This is a genomic window from Pseudomonas migulae, from assembly GCF_024169315.1.
GTDB lineage: Bacteria > Pseudomonadota > Gammaproteobacteria > Pseudomonadales > Pseudomonadaceae > Aquipseudomonas > Aquipseudomonas migulae_B.
Genome location: NZ_JALJWR010000001.1, coordinates 5,457,606 through 5,476,046, shown reverse-complemented (window position 1 = coordinate 5,476,046; position 18,441 = coordinate 5,457,606). Strand labels below are relative to the sequence as shown.

Sequence of the window (18,441 nt, the reverse complement as noted above, 5' to 3'; positions counted from 1 at the left end):
GCTCCCACATTAGGTCTGCGTTGCGCCCGAGGTATTTAATTTCTAAATACCACCCCGGACTTTCTGATTTGCGGCCTCCCGGCCTCGCCGCGCCTAATTGGTCCCTTGTCATTCAAGGTCCCATCGATGGAAAACGTCCGCGCAACTTCCCGCCCTGCCCTGTGGTTGATGGTCAGCATCATTCTCGTCGCCCTGAACCTGCGCCCTTCCATGGCCGCCGTCGGCCCGTTGTTATCGGCGATTCGCGGCGATATCCCGCTGAGTTTCAGCCTCGCGTCGCTGTTGACCATGCTGCCGGTGATGGCCATGGGGCTGGCGATGTTCTTCGGCCTCAGCGTCAGCCGATGGCTCGGCGAACAGCGCACGGTGGTGGTGTCGTTGCTGATCATCGGCCTGGCGACGGTGTCGCGCCTGTTCCTCGACTCCGCGGCCGAACTGATCCTAAGTGCGGTGCTGGCAGGCGTCGGTATTGCGCTGATCCAGGCGTTGATGCCCGCGCTGATCAAGTCCCGCTTCAGTGACAACGTGTCCGTGTGCATGGGCCTGTACGTCACGTCGATCATGGGCGGCGCAGCGATTGCCGCGTCTTTCGCGCCGCTGGTAATGACGCGCACGGGGAGCTGGCGAATGGGCCTGGCAATCTGGGCAGTGCTGGCGCTGGTCGCGTTGCTGGTGTGGCTCGGCCAACGCTCGGAGATGCCGACACTGTCTGCTCACGCGCAGCGAAACGGATCGTTCTTCGCCAATTCCCGCGCCTGGTTACTCGCGATCTTCTTTGGCCTGGGCACGGCGTCCTACACCTGCGTGCTGGCCTGGCTGGCGCCGTACTACGTGGAAAAAGGCTGGAGCGAACAAAACGCCGGTTTGTTGCTGGGTTTCCTGACGGCCATGGAGGTGTTGTCCGGCCTGCTGACGCCCGCGATCGCCAACCGCAGTCGCGACCGACGCCTGGTGCTGGTAGTGTTGCTGGCCCTGATCATGGCCGGTTTCTGCGGGCTGATTCTCAGCCCGCAACACATGAGTCTGTTGTGGCCGTGCCTGCTGGGGCTGGGCATTGGCGGACTGTTCCCGATGAGCCTGATCGTGTCGCTGGATCACCTGGACAACCCACAACGTGCGGGCGCACTGACCGCCTTCGTGCAAGGCATCGGCTACCTGATCGCCGGTCTATCGCCACTGATCGCCGGGATGATCCGCGATCGACTCGGCAGTTTCGAATGGGCCTGGTGGTCACTGACGGGCGTGATGGCGCTGATGCTGCTGATGGTCCTGCGCTTCAACCCACGGCACTACGCCCGTCACATTCACTGACCCGAAACGACCCTCGTGAAACACGTCACCGCGCCATGGCTGTCACTGTTCAGCGCTGAAGGTCACTGGCACTACCTCACAACTATTAGTGAAACTTCCTACAGGCCATTCTCCTGGAACTATCGTTCCGTTAGGATCAAACGCACGAGTTTGCGCTCAGTCAGCGCAAGGATCACAGCGAGACGAATGGATGCTGAACAGTAACTTGCTTAGAAAACTCGACATGCAGGACCTCATGGTGTTTGTGGCCGTGTATGAACAAAACAGCGTCACCAGCGTGTCCGAATCCCTCTGCGTCAGCCAGTCTACCGTCAGTTATTGCCTGAAAAAGCTGCGCACCGGATTCGAGGACGAGTTGTTCATCAATACCCGCGCCGGTATGCGCCCCACCTACAAAGCCAGCACCATGTACACGCATGTGCTGAAAATTCTGCAAAGCATCAACCTGTGCCACGCCGGAACACCCACGTTCGACCCCACCGTGCAACCGGTCACCTTCAACATTTGCGCACCGGAATACTTCGAGCAACTGATCCTGCCGCGCCTGTTGAAACGTTTTGATTTCGCCAATTGGCCGGTAATGGTCAACATGCACAAGTTCGAAACCGACATCCCGGTCGAGGAACTGCGTGACGGCAGCCTCGACCTGGTGATTTGCTTCGGTCCGAACTTTCACGGCAATCACACGGATTTCAAATCCCGGCTGCTGATGGAAGATGATCTGGTCTGTGTCTTCGATAAACGCGCCACACCGCTGGAGCCGCGATTAAGCCTGCAAGCCTTTACCGAACGCCGACATGTGTTCCCGACACCCTGGACGTCCACCACCAACATGGTCGACGGCTGGTTGGCGCAGCAGGCGCAAAAGCGGCAGATCGTCGCGCGATCCAACAGTTACAGCGCGGCGTTGAAAATGATCACCGGCACCGACTTCATCGTCACCCTGCCCCGCCGCATCCAACAGCTGCTGGCCAGCGAGGCCATCTTCAATCACTGCGAAGCGCCCAACGGTTTGCCGGGATTCAGCCTCGACATGCAGTGGAGTCAAAGTGCCGACGAGGACTGCGCCAATGCCTGGTTGCGTGAGCAGGTGGTGCAAGCCTGCACCGAGCAGGACATGACCTGAGGTTCAGTTGTTGATGGCGACTTTGCTGTAGGACTCTCGATCAATATCGAGGAGTTCCACAGCCAGCTGGACTTCAATTCCCGTCGGCCATTCACACAGATCCTGCACGACCGCGAGCAGGCTTTCGGACAACTGTTTTTTGATCGCCGGCGAGCGACCACTCAACAACGCCAGCTTCACATGCACGAACGCCCGCTCAGCCAATGCCGTGCCGACCTTGAACGTCTCGATTTTCACCGCGCGACTCTTGATGTCGTATTCGGCAGCAAACTGACCGGAAGCCACCAGCGTATTGTTCAACCTGATCAGTGCCACATCAGCATTCAGCTCGGGCAGGTTCGCGGTGTATTCCATGTGCAGGTGGGGCATGACGTGGCTCCTTGAGGTTGGCGCAAAGGTCGTACATATATCACAGAGTTGTCCTGCTCACAGGGACGGTGGCGACTCGAAGCGCTCACTCATGAACGCTTCCAGGCGCGAACGCAACCAGCGTTCGGCCGGATCGGTGTCGACGTGGCTGAGCCAGACCATGGACAGGTCCAGGGTCGGCGTCTTGAACGGAAAAGGCTCTTTGAACAGTTGACCAGAGGCTGCCATCGCTTCGGCGGCGTAATCCGGCAGGCTGGCGATCAGATCGGTGCCGGCGAGCAAGGCTGGCAATGAACTGTATTGCGGCACGGAGAGCACCACCTGGCGCGTACGGCCGATCTCCGCCAGCCACTCATCGGCGTAACCGCTGACATTGGCGGTGTGAGACACCAGCACATGCGGGCGCGAGCAATATTCATCCAGGGTCAGCGGCGTGTCGGACGCATCGGCACGCAAGATGCTCGGCAGAATGTGCCGCAGCAATTTGCGCTTGGCATTGGCCGGAAGACCCCGGGTCTGGCTGATACCCACGGTGATATCGCCGGACGCCAGCAAATCGGGAATCCGCCAGTAATCCACATGCTGCACCACAAACACCACCTTCGGTGCTTCCTGGCGCAGGGCACGCAACAACGGCGGCAGAAGACCGAACTCGACATCGTCCGACAGCCCGATGCGGAAGGTCATGGTGCTGCTGGCAGGGTCGAAATCATGGGTCAGGCTCAAGGCCACCGACAGTGAGTCCAGCGCAGGCGAGAGATACTGAATCAGCTCCTCGGCCCTGGCGGTCGGCTCCATGCGATGACCGACGCGAATGAACAGCGGATCGTTGAACATCGTGCGCAAGCGGTTGAGCGCCGAACTGATGGTCGGCTGCCCGAGAAACAACTTCTCCGCCACCCGGGTGACGTTGCGTTCGAGCATCAAGGTTTCGAACACCACCATCAGGTTGATATCCGCCTTGCGTAGTTCGTTACGATTCATCCACTGCCCCAGTCCTCAAATCTGCTGACAGTTTAGGTAGCTGTCGCAAGCGGCGTCTATGCGACTCAAGCAGTCTGCGTTTGATCCGAGCGCCAGGTTGCTTGCAAAGAAGCTGCCCTCACTGAGCAGCTTCACCGCTTGAGGTTCAGATTTCCTTTACCGGGGTCTGATCGTGAGTTCCCTTGATCAGGCTGATGGCATGCGTGCAATCCACCTTGTTGACGTACGCCTCGCCGCTGGCAATCGTTTCATGATTCCCCGCCCTCAAGCGCCACCGCCATTGACCTTTGCCAGTATGGGGGGTGCCACGGGTTTGCCTGTAAATCTCAAAATACATTGATCGCTCCTTGCGATGGCTGATGACGGCAGATCAGTGACCTGCGAAACCAGAGTAGATGAGGTTTTTTGGCGGCGAGGTCTTTCAGTGTCAGGGGATATTTCAAGGGAAACACTCTGGATTCCCGGGTCGGTCAACAGATACAGGAGGTGGTAATTCGAGCTACTCGACTCAGTCATTTTTCCTGTGAACAGGCTTATTTTTCTTACGCGAGGACCATACCGGTTCTCACAAAAAACAAGGCTGGACGCCTTACAACGTCCAGCCATTTCCTGTTACTTACTGGCCCAGGCGTTGAACCGCTCTTCCAGCTCTTCACCGTGATCGACCCAGAACGCCACGTCCATGGACAGCGCGCCCTTGAGATTTTGCGGAGCCGTGGGCACCCATTGCGCCAGTTTGCTATCCAGCCTGGCGGCGGCCTCGGTATTGGTCGGGCCATACGGGATCTGCTCGACATACTTGACCTGGGCATCCGGCTGATTGGCGAAGGCAATAAAGCGCTTGGCCTGATCAACATGTTTCGAGCCCTTGATGATCGCCCAGTAATCCATGCCATACAGACTGCCCGGCCAGACCAGCCCGAGGTGGCTGCCGGTTTGTGCAGCAGCGGCCACTCGCCCGCTGTAGGTGGACGTCATCACCACGTCCCCGGCCGTCAGCCATTGCGCGGGTTGCGCGCCGGCCTCCCACCACTGGATGTAGGGTTTGAGTTCGGTGAGTTTGGCGAAGGCGCGGTCGACACCTTGCGGGGTGTTCAACACCGAATACACGTCTTCGACTTTCACCCCGTCGGCCAGCAAGGCGAATTCCAGGTTGTACACCGCGCGTTTGCGCAGACCGCGTTTGCCGGGGATTTTCTGCACGTCCCAGAAGTCGGCCCAAGAGGTTGGTGCCTGCGCCAGTTTTTGCGTGTCGTAGGCAATCGCCACGCTCCACACCAGCGCCGCCGAACCGCACGCCTGCGCGGCATCGGGGATCAATTGCTCGACCCGCCCCAGACTTTTCCAGTCCAGTTTTTCGTACATGCCTTCGTCGCAGCCGCGCATCAGGTCCGGGCCTTCGATCTGCACCACGTCCCAATCGGCGTTGCCGGTGTCGACCATCACTTTGATCCGGGCCATCTCGCCGTTGTATTCGCTCTGAATCAATTTGCTGTGATCCGCCGCGCTGAACGGTTGGAAAAACGCTACATCCTGAGCCTTCTGGCCAGCGCCGCCGTAACCCACCACCACCATTTCCGGCGCTGCCTGAGCACTGCCGAGGCCCACGGCCAACGACAGCAACAAGGGATAAAAACCGTGCTTGAGCGTGTTCGATTTCATCAGTGGATCCTCTTGCAGGTGCCGCGCGGAGCAACGCCGCGTGACCCTTTTTTATTGTTGTGAGGTTCGCCCCAGCTACAGGCGCCAAAAGAATCTAATGCGATCACCAGTAAAAAAACAAGTTGATTTTTTACTGAAGGTAAATTTCTATAGACAAATAATAACAACGCCGAAAACCCGGCCTTTCGGCTTCAGCCTGCCTGGAGTACCCGTCCCATGCCGACCTCGTCCCCCGCTTTTGCGCACCTGTTCGAACCCTTGCAGCTGCGTGGCAAACGGCTGAAAAACCGCATCATGTCCAGCGGTCACGACACCTCGATGCCCACCGACAATCTGGTCAACGAGCAACTGATCGCCTATCACGCCGCGCGCGCCGAAGGCGGGGTCGGGCTGATCGTGCTGCAAGTGGCCGGCGTGCATGACAGCGCGCGTTACACCTCTCACGTGCTGATGGCCACCGACGACGCCTGCATCGAGGGTTATCGAAAAATCGCCGAACGTTGCCATGCTCACGGCACGATGGTGCTGTCGCAGATCTTCCATCCGGGCCGGGAAATCATGGAGTCCAGCGATGGCTTGCTCGCCGTCGCCTACTCGCCGTCGGCGGTGCCCAACGAGCGTTTCCGGGTGATGCCGCGGGCGCTGGACCAGACGATGATCGATGAAATCGTCGCCGGGTATGGCGCCGCGGCCCGACGCCTGTATCAGGCCGGCATCGACGGCGTGGAAGTGGTCGCCAGCCACGGTTACCTGCCGGCGCAATTCATCAATCCGCGGGTCAACCGACGCACCGATGGCTACAACGGTGAACTTGAGCGACGCCTGCGTTTTCTGCGTGAAGTGATCGCGGCCGTGCGCGCCAACACCGATGAACATTTCATCATCGGGCTGCGTATTTCCGCCGACGAACGCGACCCCGAAGGGCTGACCGAGGACGAATCCCTGGCCGCCGTACAATCACTGCAACCGAGTCTGGATTACGTGCACATCGTCGCCGGCACCTCGGCTTCGCTGGGCGGTGCGGTGCACATCGTGCCGCCGATGGCGATCGAAGCGGCTTACCTGGCCAAGGAAGCCGGGACATTCAAGGCCAGCCTGTCGATTCCGTTGTTCGTCACCGGGCGCATCAACCAGCCGCAGGAAGCCGAGCTGATCCTCGCCCGCGGCCAGGCCGATGTCTGCGGCATGACCCGCGCCCTGATCTGCGATCCGCAAATGCCCAACAAAACCGACACCGGCCATGTCGAAGATGTGCGCGCCTGCATCGCCTGCAATCAGGCATGCATTGGTCACTTCCACAAAGGCTTGCCGATCTCCTGTATCCAGCACCCGGAAACCGGGCGCGAACTGATTTTCGGCAACCGACAACCGACGGCGCAACGCAAACGCATCATGATCGCCGGCGGTGGCCCCGCCGGGATGAAAGCCGCTGCCGTCGCCGCCCAGCGCGGACATGACGTGACGCTCTACGAAGCCAGTTCGCAACTGGGCGGCCAAGTCTTGCTGGCGCAACTTTTACCAAGACGCGCCGAGTTCGGTGGCGCCAGTACCAACCTGCAACGGGAGATGGAGCTGGCCGGGGTGCGCGTCGTGCGCAACACCCACGTCGACCGGGCGCTGGTGGAGCGCGAACGGCCGGACATGGTGATCGTCGCCACGGGTGCCGAACCTTACTGGCCAACATTCGAGCGCGGGGGCGAGTTGCAGGTGGTGGACGCCTGGCAAGTGCTGCGTGATGAAGTGCAGATCGGCCGTTCGGTGGTGGTCGTCGACTGGCGCGCCGACTGGATCGGCCCCGGCATCGCCGAACGCCTGGTGCGCGCCGGGCATCAAGTGCAACTGGCGGTCAACGGCACCCACTGCGGGGAAAACCTGCCGCTGTACGTGCGCGATCAACTGGCCGGCGAACTGCACAAACTCGGCATCCCGATTACGCCTTATGCCCGCCTGTATGGTTGCGACGACAACACCGTTTACCTGCAACACACCGCCAGTGGCGAACTGATGTTGTTCGAAAACATCGACACACTGGTGCTCTGTCAGGGCCATCAACCGGTTGATGTTTTGGGAGCGCAATTGGAAGGTCTGGTGGAATTCCGGCGCATCGGCGACTGCCTCGCCCCGCGCACCGCCGAAGAAGCCATCTATGAAGGTTTGAAAGTCGCCTGGGAGCTTTGAGGCTGTTTTATACTCCGGGACTTTTATGAAGTCCCGGTTTGGAGCACGCCATGAGCAACAGCAAGATGCCGCCTGCCAACAGCGCGCCCACACAGGACAGCGCCACGGCGGAACCGCATTTTCTCGGCACACGCATCCGTGGCCTGCGCAAACGCCGGGGCATGACTCTGGCGGAACTGGCGCAGATGAGCGAGCTGACGGCGGGATACATCAGCCAGCTTGAACGCAACCTGGCCTACCCCTCCATCCCCGCCCTCTTCAACATCGCTCGTAGCCTGGGCGTAACCATTCAATGGTTCTTTGCCAGCGAAGCGCAAACTTCGCCGGAAGACGATGGCATCGTTGTGCGCAAGAACAGCCGCATGAGCGTGCATTACGAAGATGGGATCGTGGATCACCTGCTGACACCGCAGCCGAATCGACAACTGGAAATGCTGCATTCGCGGTTTCCGCCGGGGACTTATAGCCAGCAGAGTTACAGCCATGAGGGTGAAGAGGCTGGGTATTTGCTGTCGGGGAGTTTTGAGTTGTGGGTCGGGGAGCGGCACTTTCAGCTAAGCGAGGGCGACAGTTTTAGTTTTTCCAGTCAGGAGCCGCATCGATACGGGAATCCCGGGGAAGTGGATGCGGTGGTGATTTGGGTGATTACTCCGCCTACGTTTTGAGGTCCGTTCACAGATTTTTCTGATGAGCCTGCGCATCAGATGACAGGGTTAGCGGTTGATCCGCAACCAGCCCCACATCGCTCTCAAGTTCTGCCCGAGGGTCGGGGGCCACAGTGTCAAAACGGGCTACGAGCCGCCTTACCCCTCTTTCAATCAGCGAAAGCAATCCATAGCTGATAAAACCAAAGATCAACCCGGCAACCACAATGCTCAAAGGATGAATTTGCACTGCGTCCTGGCTTTCCAGCATGTATTGAAAAGCCTGAACAGCCACAGTCACGCAGGCCGCTGTGGCTGCTATCAGCTTCACAGACAACCAGATACGCCGCCATCTGTTCATGACATCACCCGTCATTCGATCAGTTGCTCTGTATTGCAGGATAGTCAATGAGCTTGATTCACGGGCTGTCGCGCCATTGCTGTGCTCCTCGAGGCGATAGCCGCGCTCTTCCCCCAAAACAAAACGCCAGAAGCGAAAAAGCCCCGTAGCTTTTTCAGCTACGGGGCTTAATGAGACGGTCAGCCTGACCTAGAAGCCCGGCAGATTTAAGCTGGCAGGTTCTTTGTTTAGTCCTTCGGCAGACTCCAGCATCGTCTGACAGCCCCTTCCTGATTTGTCCAACCCCCTAGCGGCACGAGGCTTAACCTCTAAGCTCTGCGACGTGCGGGGCGAAAAGGCCCTGACCATCGACAATCATGCGAACTCAAAAGGAGCCTCTGCAATGGCTAGAGACAAAGCGAAAGACGACAAACACTTCAACTGCACCCAGCCCCATGAAACCGACTACGTCGCAGGTCTTTACCCTCATGCAAAGGAAGAGGTCAAAACGTTCCTGGCATCGGCCTGCAAGGACAAAACCTTGCACAACTCTACCCACAAAGACGTCTACGAGTTGATAAATAGGAAACTGGGGCATTCGCAACCATAAAGGTTGGTGGAGCTAAAACGAAGCTGCTCTGACCGGGCAGCTTCATCCCATGAAACCTACTGCGAGGTATCGACCATCGCCTGCAGGATCGGCTCGATACTGATCAGCATGGGTGTGCTTCCTTTCACATCTGGCTCGCTCAGAGCCTGAAAGCCCAGAGTCCCGTAATAAGAAACGGCATTGGGCGCAGCGTCCAGATACAGACCTTTGACAGGCACCTCTCTGTGAACCTTAACCGCCTGCATAAACGAATGTCTCAGGATTTCCTGACCGATTCCAAGCCCCTGATATCGACGATCAACGCCAAACATCACCATCCGAACGATGGGCAGTTGGGTAGGCAGGTTCGTCTTCCTGATCGCGGTTTTCGCAAGGCCCCTGTCAATGTGCCCCAGTGTGAGCGTGCCAAAGCCGACGACTTCGCTTGCCGGATTGATAGCGCCAATGCCCCGGATGTTTTCGCTCTTCAAGGCGCGCTTCAAACTGCTTTTGTAGTACTCGTCCATCATGGCAAGACCACAATCGAAATCTTTCAGGAAGAGGTAAGAGTCAAAACGGGCCTGCAAATGGTTGTCGATTTCATAAGCCGGAATCGCTTTTGTCCCCATGCTTCCCTCTCATCAGGTTCAGTAATCCAGGCGTTGGGGCCGTATCCTCGTTGAGGATCTCCAGAGCCCGAGCATAGGCTTGCTCCGACACTTCGATACGTCGATGCTTTTCCATGACCTCCTCAGCCTTCTCAAAAGCCGACGAAATAATGAACGAAGTCATATCAAGCCCAGAGATAGAGGCGGCTTTGCGGATGAACTCTTTGGCGGCGTCCGTAGTTTTGAGTTCAAGGCGAGCATTTTTTGGTGCTTTGAGTATTTCGTTAATTTCTAACATAGGGTGTACCCGTTTTGAGTGAGTGTTTTCCCTTACTGAGTTTCGTTTTGTTGCTGCGGCATGAGCACGGCAGCGCAGTACGGATGCTAGCCGTACGCTGCGAGACGCGTCAATCACCAACCGTACAATAACCGTACGCAAATGTGATCTAAAAAACATAAACCCTGGAAACGAAAAAGCCCCGTAGCTTGTTCAGCTACGGGGCTTTTTCTATGTAATGGCGGAGAGATAGGGATTCGAACCCTAGGTACCGGTGAAGGTACAACGGATTTCGAATCCGTCCCATTCGGCCACTCTGGCATCTCTCCAACGGCGCGCATCATAACAACACTTTTGCCGGAAGCGAACCCCCTAAGCGAAATATTTCTGTGCTATCAGATGCTTGCGTCGATTAAAGCGGTACGCCCAGACGATTGGCGACTTCTTCGTAGGCTTCGATGACGTCACCGAGGCCCTGACGGAAGCGGTCCTTGTCCATTTTCTTGCCGGTGGCCTTGTCCCACAGACGGCAGCCGTCCGGGCTGAATTCGTCGCCCAGGACGATGGAGCCGTCGGAGAACACGCCGAATTCAAGTTTGAAGTCGACCAGCAGCAGGCCGGCGTCGTCGAACAGTTTGCTCAGGACTTCGTTGACCTTCAGCGACAGTTCTTTCATGCGAACCAGTTGCTCGGCGGTGCCCCAACCGAACGCCACGACGTGGGATTCATTGATGAACGGGTCGCCTTTGGCGTCGTCCTTCAGGAACAACTCGAAGGTGTAAGGGTTGAGCTTCATGCCTTCTTCGACGCCCAGGCGCTTGACCAGACTGCCGGCCGCGTAGTTACGCACGACGCACTCGACCGGGATCATGTCGAGTTTTTTCACCAGGCATTCGTTGTCGCCCAGCAGTTTGTCGAATTGGGTCGGCACACCGGCGGCTTCGAGTTTCTGCATGATGAAGGCGTTGAACTTGTTGTTCACCATGCCTTTGCGGTCGAGCTGCTCGATGCGCTTGCCGTCGAACGCCGAGGTGTCGTTGCGAAACAGCAGGATCAAGCGGTCAGCGTCGTCGGTCTTGAAAACCGATTTGGCTTTGCCGCGGTAGAGTTCTTCACGTTTTTCCATGATGGGCTCCGCTTGCTAAGTAGGTGGGCTAGGCGATGTGTCGCCAGTCGAGCCCTGAATCTTGATCGGCCAGTTGCAGCCAGTCCGGGTCGCACCCGAGGGTGTCGACAAAACATTGCCGGGCCAGCTGCGGCAGGTTGTTCTTGCTGCTCAGATGGGCCAGGACCAGGTGTTGCAGGCCTTGCCAGCCCAACTCGGACACCAGGAACGCCGCCTGGTGGTTGTTCAAATGTCCCAGTTCACCGCCCACCCGCTGCTTGAGAAAGTACGGGTAGTGACCGCGAGCCAGCATGTCTCGGCAATGATTGGCCTCGATCATCAACGCATCGAGGTCACGATAGCCGTCCAGCACTTTGTTGCAGTATGAGCCCAGGTCGGTCAACAGGCCGAAGCGCCGCTCACCGTCGCTGAACACATATTGCGTCGGTTCCTGTGCATCGTGGGCCACGGCAATGACGCCGATGCTCAGTGCGCCGATCTGCAATTGCTCGCCGCCCGCCAGAAGGCCGGCCGGTTCAATCGGTTTGCGCATCCCGCGCAGGGTGCCGCGACTGAGGTAGACAGGCAGATTGTAGCGCCGAGACAGCAAACCCACGCCATGCACGTGGTCGGCATGTTCGTGGGTCACGAGTATCGCGCTCAGCTGCGCCGGGTTCACACCCAGGCGCAACAGGCGTTTTTCGGTTTCCCGCAGGGAGAAACCACAATCCACCAGCACGTACGTATCAGCGCTGGCTATCAACGTGCCGTTCCCTTGGCTACCGCTGCCGAGAACGGCAAAACGCATGTGATCAGCCCAGATTGTCCTGAATCACGCTCAACACTTTGCGCGCCACGTCAGCCGGCGCCACGGTGTTGATGTTTTTCTCGACGGTGACCTGGACGTTATCGCCCACCTTGCTCAGGCGAACCTGATAACGCTCGGCACGGGCTTCAACCTCTTCCTTGCTCGGCGCACTGCCGAACAGGCCGCTGAGGAAACCGGGCTTCTCGTCTTTCTTCTCGGCTTTTTCAGACAGGTTGATGTAGTACAGGCCCAGGCTGCGGTTGATGTCTTCAACGCGCCACTCGCCCTGTTCCAGCGCACGACCGACGCTCGACCAGGCACGATCCAGGTCGTTACCGACGTTCAGGACCGGGTTGCCGCTGCCGTCTTCGCTCAGGCTGACGCGACTTGGCGTATCGAAATCACGCGAAGCCAGCATGGAGACCGAACCGCCCTTCTCCGAGATACGGCTCATGCTCGCGAGCATGTCGTCGACCAGTGCCGCGTCCAGGCCGGTGTTGACCGAACGGTTGGTGAACGCCACGTCGGCGGTGCTGCCGGCAGGACGTTCGGCGCTGACCACATAGACTTCACTGGTGTTGCGCTGCACGCCTGGCTCGATACGCACCCGCACGCGGGTTTCGCTGTCAGCGCCGACACCGGCTGCGCTCAGGCGCTTGGCCATCGCTGCGGACAGTTCGTCGGAATGCTGCCAAGTGGTGGTGAATTCGCCGGTTTGCGGACGCTGGTCATCCAGACGGAAACCGTTGTCCTGGAAGAACTGCACAGCCACTGGCCAGACTTCGGCTGGCGGGTTCTGGGCGACGATCCAGCGCGAGTCGCCGGTCTTCTGCAGCGAGTAGGCACTGGCGTCGGCACCTGCGGACAGCGGCTGCGGACGCGGCACGATGTATTCGCCCTTGACGGTGTCGTCGGCCACGTTGCGCGGGATCGGCAGCAGCGGATCCAGGTGTTTGGCGGTGCTGACGTCCGGTGGCAATTGCATCGGTGCAGTCTGTTGCGCTTCCAGGTAATCGCTACCACGGTCACGGAAATAACCTTCCGGGCCCCAGACCCATCCACAGCCACTGGTGCTGGAGATAATCAAGGCAAGTGCGGAAAGTCCGGCCATTCGCTTCATGCGTTGTACTTCCTCAATTAAACCAGGACGCTGCACTGGCGCAGAGCCGTGCGGAGCGTTTCATGACAAGGTGCGCTCAGCCAGGTCAGCGGCAGGCGAATGCCTTCGTGCATCAGGCCCATTTCAACCAAAGCCCATTTCACCGGAATCGGGTTGGCTTCGATGAACAGGTCCTTGTGCAGCGGCATCAGTTTTTCGTTGATTGCCCGAGCGGTCTCGGCATCGCCCTTGAGCGCGGCCTCGCACAGATCGGCCATTTCGCGTGGAGCAACGTTGGCGGTGACGGAAATGTTGCCCTTGCCACCCAGCAGGATCAGTTCGACGGCGGTCGGATCATCGCCGGACAGCACGATGAAGTCCTTGCTCACGCCATCGAGGATTGCCTTGGCGCGCTTCAGGTCGCCGGTAGCTTCCTTGATACCGATGATATTCGGCACGGTGGACAGGCGAATCACGGTCTCGGCCTGCATGTCGCAGGAGGTGCGGCCAGGAACGTTATAGAGAATCTGTGGGATGTCGACCGCTTCGGCAATGTGCTTGAAGTGCTGGTACAAACCTTCCTGGGTCGGTTTGTTGTAGTACGGAACAACCAGCAGGCAGGCGTCGGCACCGGCCTCTTTGGCATTGCGGGTCAGTTCGACGGCTTCGCGGGTCGAATTGGCGCCCGTACCGGCGATGACCGGAATACGGCCGTTGACCTGCTTGACCACGGCACGGATGACAGCAATGTGCTCATTGACGTCGAGGGTCGCCGACTCGCCAGTAGTACCGACCGCGACAATGGCATGGGTGCCGTTTTCAAGGTGGAAGTCCACGAGTTTGCTGAGGCTGTCCCAGTCAAGACGCCCTTGTGCATCCATGGGTGTGACCAGTGCCACCATACTGCCCGCAATCATGAAACCGCTCCTGCCGGAAAAAGAGAGCCGTAATGGTACTGGCGCCAAGATGCTTGTACAAGCGAAGTACTGCGCTGCTGCCATTCCCCTTGGCGCTGCTTTTCGCTACCCTTCAGACTTTGATCGGTACTGACATGCTCGTACGCCGGGTTTCAGCCTCCATTTTCGGCATCACAAGCCCCGATCCAGCGTTGCCACCCTTCGCTCTTGCCTTGATAGAGCACGTTGCAACCTTCGGCCGGGTTTTCTGAATTCGCATCCGCAGGCTCGCCCCCGGTAAAAAAAGCCCGTAGAAGTATCGACCGCTCATCGCTTTAGGAATGCTGCATGTCCACCCCCACAGTTCGCGAACAATTCCTTGTCATCAGTGCCCTCGGCGCCAACCCCATGGAGCTGACTAACGTCCTGTGCCGCGCCAGCCATGAAAACCGCTGCGCCGTGGTCACCTCTCGCCTGACCCGCCATGGCGAGTGCAGTGCGTTGATCCTCGAGATCTCCGGCAGCTGGGACGCCCTGGCGCGCCTCGAAGGCAGCCTGCCGACCCTCGCCAAGAAGCACGCCTTCACGGTCAACGTGGTGCGCAGCGCGGCGCTGGAGAACCGTCCTCAGGCCCTGCCGTATGTCGCTTATGTCAGTTCGGCCTACCGCTCGGACATCATCAACGAGCTGTGCCAGTTCTTCATGGACCACAACGTCGAGCTGGAAAACCTGACCTGCGACACGTATCAGGCGCCGCAAACCGGCGGCACCATGCTCAATGCCACGTTTACCGTGACCTTGCCGGCCGGTGTGCAGATCAGCTGGCTGCGTGATCAGTTCCTGGATTTCGCCGACGCGCTGAACCTGGATGCCCTGATCGAACCGTGGCGCCCACAAAACCCAATGTAAGGAAGCTTTCATGGCCGTTGCCATCGACCAACCGGTTGCCGACTTCGAAGCCCCCGCCACCAGCGGGCAGACCGTCAGCCTCGCGAGCCTCAAAGGCAAGCAAGTGGTGATCTACTTCTATCCGAAGGACAGCACGCCGGGTTGCACGACCCAGGGCCAGGGCTTTCGCGATCAGTTGGACGCCTTTAAAGCGGCGAACACTGAAGTCTTCGGCGTGTCGCGTGACAGCCTGAAATCTCACGAGAACTTCAAGGCCAAGCAAGCGTTCACCTTCGAGCTGATCAGCGACAAGGAAGAAGCGCTGTGCCAGCTGTTTGATGTGATCAAGCTGAAGAAACTTTATGGCAAGGAATACATGGGCGTTGATCGCAGCACGTTCCTGATTGATAAGGATGGCGTGTTGCGTCAGGAATGGCGTGGCGTGAAGGTGCCGGGGCATGTGGATGCTGTTTTGGCGGCGGCTCAGGCGTTGAACAAGGCCTGATTATTTGGCGCCTGTTCTGACGCCTTCGCGGGCAAGCCTCGCTCCTACGAATTATGCGCCGCGCCAAATCGAGCGATTGACGCAAAACCCGTAGGAGCGAGGCTTGCCCGCGAAGAGGCCCTCAAGACTGACAGTCAAAGCAGCGGCGCCACCACCGGCTCCTTGCGCGGCCACGCATCCAGCACCGCCTTGAACAGCGTCGCCAGCGGAATCGCAAAGAACACCCCCCAGAATCCCCACAACCCGCCAAACAACAGCACCGCGCAGATGATTGCCACCGGGTGCAGGTTGACCGCTTCGGAAAACAGCAGCGGCACCAGCACGTTGCCGTCCAGCACCTGGATGATTCCGTAAACAGCCATCAGATAGATGAACTGATCGCTCCAGCCCCACTGGAACAATGCAATCAGCAATACCGGAACCGTCACGACGACCGCGCCGACGTACGGCACCACCACCGACACGCCTACCAACAGCGCCAGCAGCGCCGCGTAGTTGAGCCCCAGAACGACAAAACCGATGTAGGTCGCGCCACCACAGATGAAGATTTCGATGACCTTGCCGCGAATGTAGTTGGCGATCTGCCGGTTCATCTCGTGGGCGACACGGGTGATCAGCGCTCGCTCGCGGGGCAGGTAACCGCGCACCCATTGGCCGATCATCTCGCGGTCCTTGAGGAAGAAGAACACCAGGATCGGCACCAACACCAGATAGATCATGATGTTCACCAGCAGCGGCAGACTCGACAGCGAGAACGTCAGCGCCCACTGGCCGAACTTGCCGATCTCGCCGCGCGCCACTTCGATCGCTTGCAGTACTTGCTCGTCAGACACCAGGTGCGGATAGCGCTCAGGCAGCAACAGCAACAGCGATTGCCACTTGGCGAGCATGCCTGGCAGCTCATTGAACAGCGTGATCAGCTGATGCCAGAGCAACGGCACCACGACAATAATGAAGACAAGTAAAACCCCCATGAACAACGCAAAGACCAGGCCCACGGCCACGCCGCCCGGCATGCGCAAGCGTTCAAGGGTCACCACCAGTCCTTGCATCAGATACGCCAGCACCATGCCAGCGAGCACCGGCGCGAGCATGCCGCCCAGCGTCAGTACGGCGGTAAACGCCAGAAACAGCAAAACCGCCAGCACCACGGCTTCTTCATCGGAAAAGTAGCGCTGAATCCAGTCGCGTAACACCTTGAACATCAATAATCCTTAAAAACGAACGCAGCAGGTTTCAGGCTTTTTTCAACCAGTAGCGGTAAACACCCGCTTCATCTTCTTCACGAAGCAGCGTATGACCGGCCAATCGGGCAAAGGTGCGGAAGTCACGCTGCGACCCCGCATCGGTGGCGATCACCTTGAGCACCGCGCCGCTGGCCATGCGATTGAGTTCCAGCTTGGCTTTGAGCAACGGCAACGGGCAATTCAGACCGCTGGCGTCCAGTTCGGCGTCGTGGGTTACAGCGTCGGTCATTGCGTCACTCCGGGTCAGGTGGTCGAGTGGCTTAGAATATCTGGTCCGAAGCGTACTGTCCGGCTACAGTAAGGTCTTTGTCGACTAAGGCTTTGTGCATGACTTTTTTGCGCCCTACCCTGCTGACGCTCGCTTGCCTGCTCGCCTCACCGGGCTTCGCCGACGACCTGCCGTCACTCGGCGACGCCAGTTCTGCCATTGTCTCGCCGCAACAGGAATACCAGTTGGGCCGCGCCTGGCTGGCGCTGCTGCGCAGCCAGGTTTCCCAACTCAATGACCCGCAGCTCAAGGACTACGTCGAATCCAGCGTCTACCGCCTGGTGGAGACCAGCCAGGTCAACGACCGGCGCCTGGAATTCATCCTGATCAACAGTCCGCAGCTCAACGCCTTTGCGGCGCCGGGCGGGATTGTCGGGGTCAACGGCGGTTTGTTCCTCAATGCCCAGACCGAGGGCGAATACGCCTCGGTACTCGCTCACGAATTGGCTCACTTGTCGCAGCGCCACTTTGCCCGTGGCGTCGAAGCGCAACAGCGCATGCAGGTGCCGATGATGGCCGCACTGCTGGCCGGGATCGTGATTGCCGCTGCCGGTGCCGGCGATGCCGGGATCGCGGCCATTGCGGGCACGCAGGCAGCGGCAATTCAGGAACAACGCCGCTTTTCGCGCCAGAACGAGCAGGAGGCCGACCGCATCGGCATTCTGAACCTGGAAAAGGCCGGTTACGATCCACGCTCGATGCCAACCATGTTCGAGCGGTTGGCGCGCCAATACCGCTTCGATGCCAAGCCACCGGAATTCCTTCTGACTCACCCGGTAACCGAATCGCGGATCGCCGACACCCGCAACCGTGCGGAGCAGGCGAAACAGGGCGGTATTGAAGACACCATGCGTTATCAGCTGATTCGCGCGCGGGTCCAGCTGATCTACGAAGAGACCCCAGGTCTGGGCGCCAAACGCTTCCGTGCCCAGCTTGATGAAAACCCGAAAAACGACGTTGCGCGTTATGGCCTCGCGATCGCCCAGATCAAGGGCGGCCAACTGAACGAAGCGCGGGAAAACCTCAAGCTGCTGCTGGCCAAGTCGCCGAACGAGATCATCTACAACCTGGCGCAGGTCGATCTGGACATCACCAACAATCGCTTGCCGGATGCTCAGACCCGGGTTGACCGGATGCTGACCCAGTATCCGGGCAACTATCCGCTGAATCAGGTGCGCGTCGATTTATTGCTCAAGCAGAACCGTGCGCCCGAAGCGGAACAAGCGCTGGAGAGTCTGCTCAAGAGCCGTCCTGATGATCCGGACGTCTGGTACATGGTCGCCGAAACCCGCGGGCTGTCCGGCAACATCATCGGCCTGCATCAGGCTCGCGCCGAGTACTTTGCATTGGTCGGCGACTACCGCCAGGCCATCCAGCAACTGGACTTCGCCAAGCGCAAGGCAGGTACCAACTTCCCACTGTCTTCGCGAATCGACGCCCGGCAGCGGGAGCTGATGGAACAGGAGCGCATGATCAAGGACATGATGGGCTGATTTGTTTCAGGCACAAAAAAACCGCCTCTTTCGAGGCGGTTTTT

21 protein-coding genes and 1 tRNA gene are annotated in these 18,441 nt (G+C 58.9%); 8 read left to right on the top strand and 14 right to left on the bottom strand.

Annotation, left to right across the window (positions count from 1 at the left end; all coding sequences use genetic code 11):
* Nucleotides 1-126 precede the first annotated feature (126 nt).
* A complete protein-coding gene (locus J2Y86_RS25115) occupies nt 127-1,311 on the top strand; it encodes a cyanate transporter (RefSeq protein ID WP_253437799.1) in 1,185 nt (394 codons plus the stop codon).
* A 190-nt stretch (nt 1,312-1,501) separates the two neighbouring features.
* Complete coding sequence (locus J2Y86_RS25110) at nt 1,502-2,437, top strand: LysR family transcriptional regulator (protein WP_253437796.1); 936 nt, start codon at nt 1,502-1,504, stop codon at nt 2,435-2,437.
* A gap of 3 nt (nt 2,438-2,440) precedes the next feature.
* Here J2Y86_RS25110 and J2Y86_RS25105 read toward each other — a convergent pair whose 3' ends face one another.
* From J2Y86_RS25105 to J2Y86_RS25090, 4 genes are all read right to left on the bottom strand, one after another.
* A complete protein-coding gene (locus J2Y86_RS25105) occupies nt 2,441-2,806 on the bottom strand; it encodes a 5-carboxymethyl-2-hydroxymuconate Delta-isomerase (protein ID WP_253437792.1) in 366 nt (121 codons plus the stop codon).
* 57 nt (nt 2,807-2,863) lie between these two features.
* A complete protein-coding gene (locus J2Y86_RS25100; RefSeq protein WP_253437787.1) occupies nt 2,864-3,790 on the bottom strand; it encodes a LysR family transcriptional regulator in 927 nt (308 codons plus the stop codon).
* A 145-nt stretch (nt 3,791-3,935) separates the two neighbouring features.
* The gene (locus J2Y86_RS25095; RefSeq protein ID WP_253437784.1) at nt 3,936-4,127 is read right to left on the bottom strand and encodes a YegP family protein; all 192 of its coding nucleotides are present in this window, start codon (nt 4,125-4,127) and stop codon (nt 3,936-3,938) included.
* A 275-nt stretch (nt 4,128-4,402) separates the two neighbouring features.
* Nucleotides 4,403-5,452, bottom strand: a complete 1,050-nt coding sequence (locus J2Y86_RS25090; protein ID WP_253437781.1) for an ABC transporter substrate-binding protein — start codon at nt 5,450-5,452, stop codon at nt 4,403-4,405.
* Nucleotides 5,453-5,668: 216 nt separating this feature from the next.
* Here J2Y86_RS25090 and J2Y86_RS25085 point away from each other — a divergent pair, with 216 nt between their 5' ends.
* Together J2Y86_RS25085 and J2Y86_RS25080 are read left to right on the top strand one after the other, a co-directional pair.
* Nucleotides 5,669-7,630: an FAD-dependent oxidoreductase gene (locus J2Y86_RS25085; RefSeq protein ID WP_253437778.1), complete on the top strand. Its 1,962-nt coding sequence runs from the start codon at nt 5,669-5,671 to the stop codon at nt 7,628-7,630.
* A 65-nt stretch (nt 7,631-7,695) separates the two neighbouring features.
* Entirely contained in the window at nt 7,696-8,295 is a 600-nt protein-coding gene (locus J2Y86_RS25080; protein WP_253440422.1) for a cupin domain-containing protein, read from the top strand.
* Nucleotides 8,296-8,302: 7 nt separating this feature from the next.
* Here the strand turns inward: J2Y86_RS25080 and J2Y86_RS25075 are convergent, their stop codons facing one another.
* On the bottom strand, nt 8,303-8,752 hold the full coding sequence (locus tag J2Y86_RS25075; RefSeq protein WP_253437775.1) for a hypothetical protein: 450 nt from the start codon (nt 8,750-8,752) through the stop codon (nt 8,303-8,305).
* A 265-nt stretch (nt 8,753-9,017) separates the two neighbouring features.
* Between J2Y86_RS25075 and J2Y86_RS25070 the strand changes: the two genes are divergently transcribed.
* Nucleotides 9,018-9,224, top strand: a complete 207-nt coding sequence (locus J2Y86_RS25070; RefSeq protein WP_253437772.1) for a hypothetical protein — start codon at nt 9,018-9,020, stop codon at nt 9,222-9,224.
* 56 nt (nt 9,225-9,280) lie between these two features.
* Here J2Y86_RS25070 and J2Y86_RS25065 read toward each other — a convergent pair whose 3' ends face one another.
* The 7 genes from J2Y86_RS25065 to dapA form a co-directional block, all read right to left on the bottom strand.
* Complete coding sequence (locus J2Y86_RS25065; RefSeq protein ID WP_253437769.1) at nt 9,281-9,832, bottom strand: GNAT family N-acetyltransferase; 552 nt, start codon at nt 9,830-9,832, stop codon at nt 9,281-9,283.
* The gene (locus tag J2Y86_RS25060; protein ID WP_253437766.1) at nt 9,804-10,109 is read right to left on the bottom strand and encodes a DUF1778 domain-containing protein; all 306 of its coding nucleotides are present in this window, start codon (nt 10,107-10,109) and stop codon (nt 9,804-9,806) included. The genes J2Y86_RS25065 and J2Y86_RS25060 overlap by 29 nt, the downstream gene beginning before the upstream one ends.
* A 218-nt stretch (nt 10,110-10,327) precedes the next feature.
* Nucleotides 10,328-10,417: transfer RNA gene (locus J2Y86_RS25055), tRNA-Ser, on the bottom strand.
* An 83-nt stretch (nt 10,418-10,500) separates the two neighbouring features.
* A complete protein-coding gene (purC, locus tag J2Y86_RS25050) occupies nt 10,501-11,214 on the bottom strand; it encodes a phosphoribosylaminoimidazolesuccinocarboxamide synthase (protein ID WP_008034929.1) in 714 nt (237 codons plus the stop codon).
* Between the two features lie 28 nt (nt 11,215-11,242).
* Nucleotides 11,243-12,001, bottom strand: coding sequence for an MBL fold metallo-hydrolase (locus J2Y86_RS25045; RefSeq protein ID WP_008034928.1), 759 nt, complete (start codon nt 11,999-12,001; stop codon nt 11,243-11,245).
* 4 nt (nt 12,002-12,005) lie between these two features.
* Nucleotides 12,006-13,121 (bottom strand): outer membrane protein assembly factor BamC, encoded by a 1,116-nt coding sequence (bamC, locus tag J2Y86_RS25040; RefSeq protein WP_253437763.1) that lies wholly within the window; start codon nt 13,119-13,121, stop codon nt 12,006-12,008.
* A gap of 17 nt (nt 13,122-13,138) precedes the next feature.
* A complete protein-coding gene (gene dapA, locus J2Y86_RS25035; RefSeq protein WP_214381282.1) occupies nt 13,139-14,017 on the bottom strand; it encodes a 4-hydroxy-tetrahydrodipicolinate synthase in 879 nt (292 codons plus the stop codon).
* A 327-nt stretch (nt 14,018-14,344) separates the two neighbouring features.
* Between dapA and J2Y86_RS25030 the strand changes: the two genes are divergently transcribed.
* Entirely contained in the window at nt 14,345-14,905 is a 561-nt protein-coding gene (locus tag J2Y86_RS25030) for a glycine cleavage system protein R (RefSeq protein WP_017336973.1), read from the top strand.
* Nucleotides 14,906-14,915: 10 nt separating this feature from the next.
* The gene (locus tag J2Y86_RS25025) at nt 14,916-15,389 is read left to right on the top strand and encodes a peroxiredoxin (protein WP_028621874.1); all 474 of its coding nucleotides are present in this window, start codon (nt 14,916-14,918) and stop codon (nt 15,387-15,389) included.
* 134 nt (nt 15,390-15,523) lie between these two features.
* On the opposite strand, the gene J2Y86_RS25020 is transcribed toward J2Y86_RS25025, so the two are convergent.
* On the bottom strand, nt 15,524-16,594 hold the full coding sequence (locus tag J2Y86_RS25020) for an AI-2E family transporter (protein WP_253437760.1): 1,071 nt from the start codon (nt 16,592-16,594) through the stop codon (nt 15,524-15,526).
* Between the two features lie 31 nt (nt 16,595-16,625).
* A complete protein-coding gene (locus J2Y86_RS25015; protein ID WP_237884180.1) occupies nt 16,626-16,865 on the bottom strand; it encodes a sulfurtransferase TusA family protein in 240 nt (79 codons plus the stop codon).
* A gap of 98 nt (nt 16,866-16,963) precedes the next feature.
* Here J2Y86_RS25015 and J2Y86_RS25010 point away from each other — a divergent pair, with 98 nt between their 5' ends.
* Nucleotides 16,964-18,397: a M48 family metalloprotease gene (locus J2Y86_RS25010; RefSeq protein ID WP_253437756.1), complete on the top strand. Its 1,434-nt coding sequence runs from the start codon at nt 16,964-16,966 to the stop codon at nt 18,395-18,397.
* Nucleotides 18,398-18,441 lie beyond the last annotated feature (44 nt).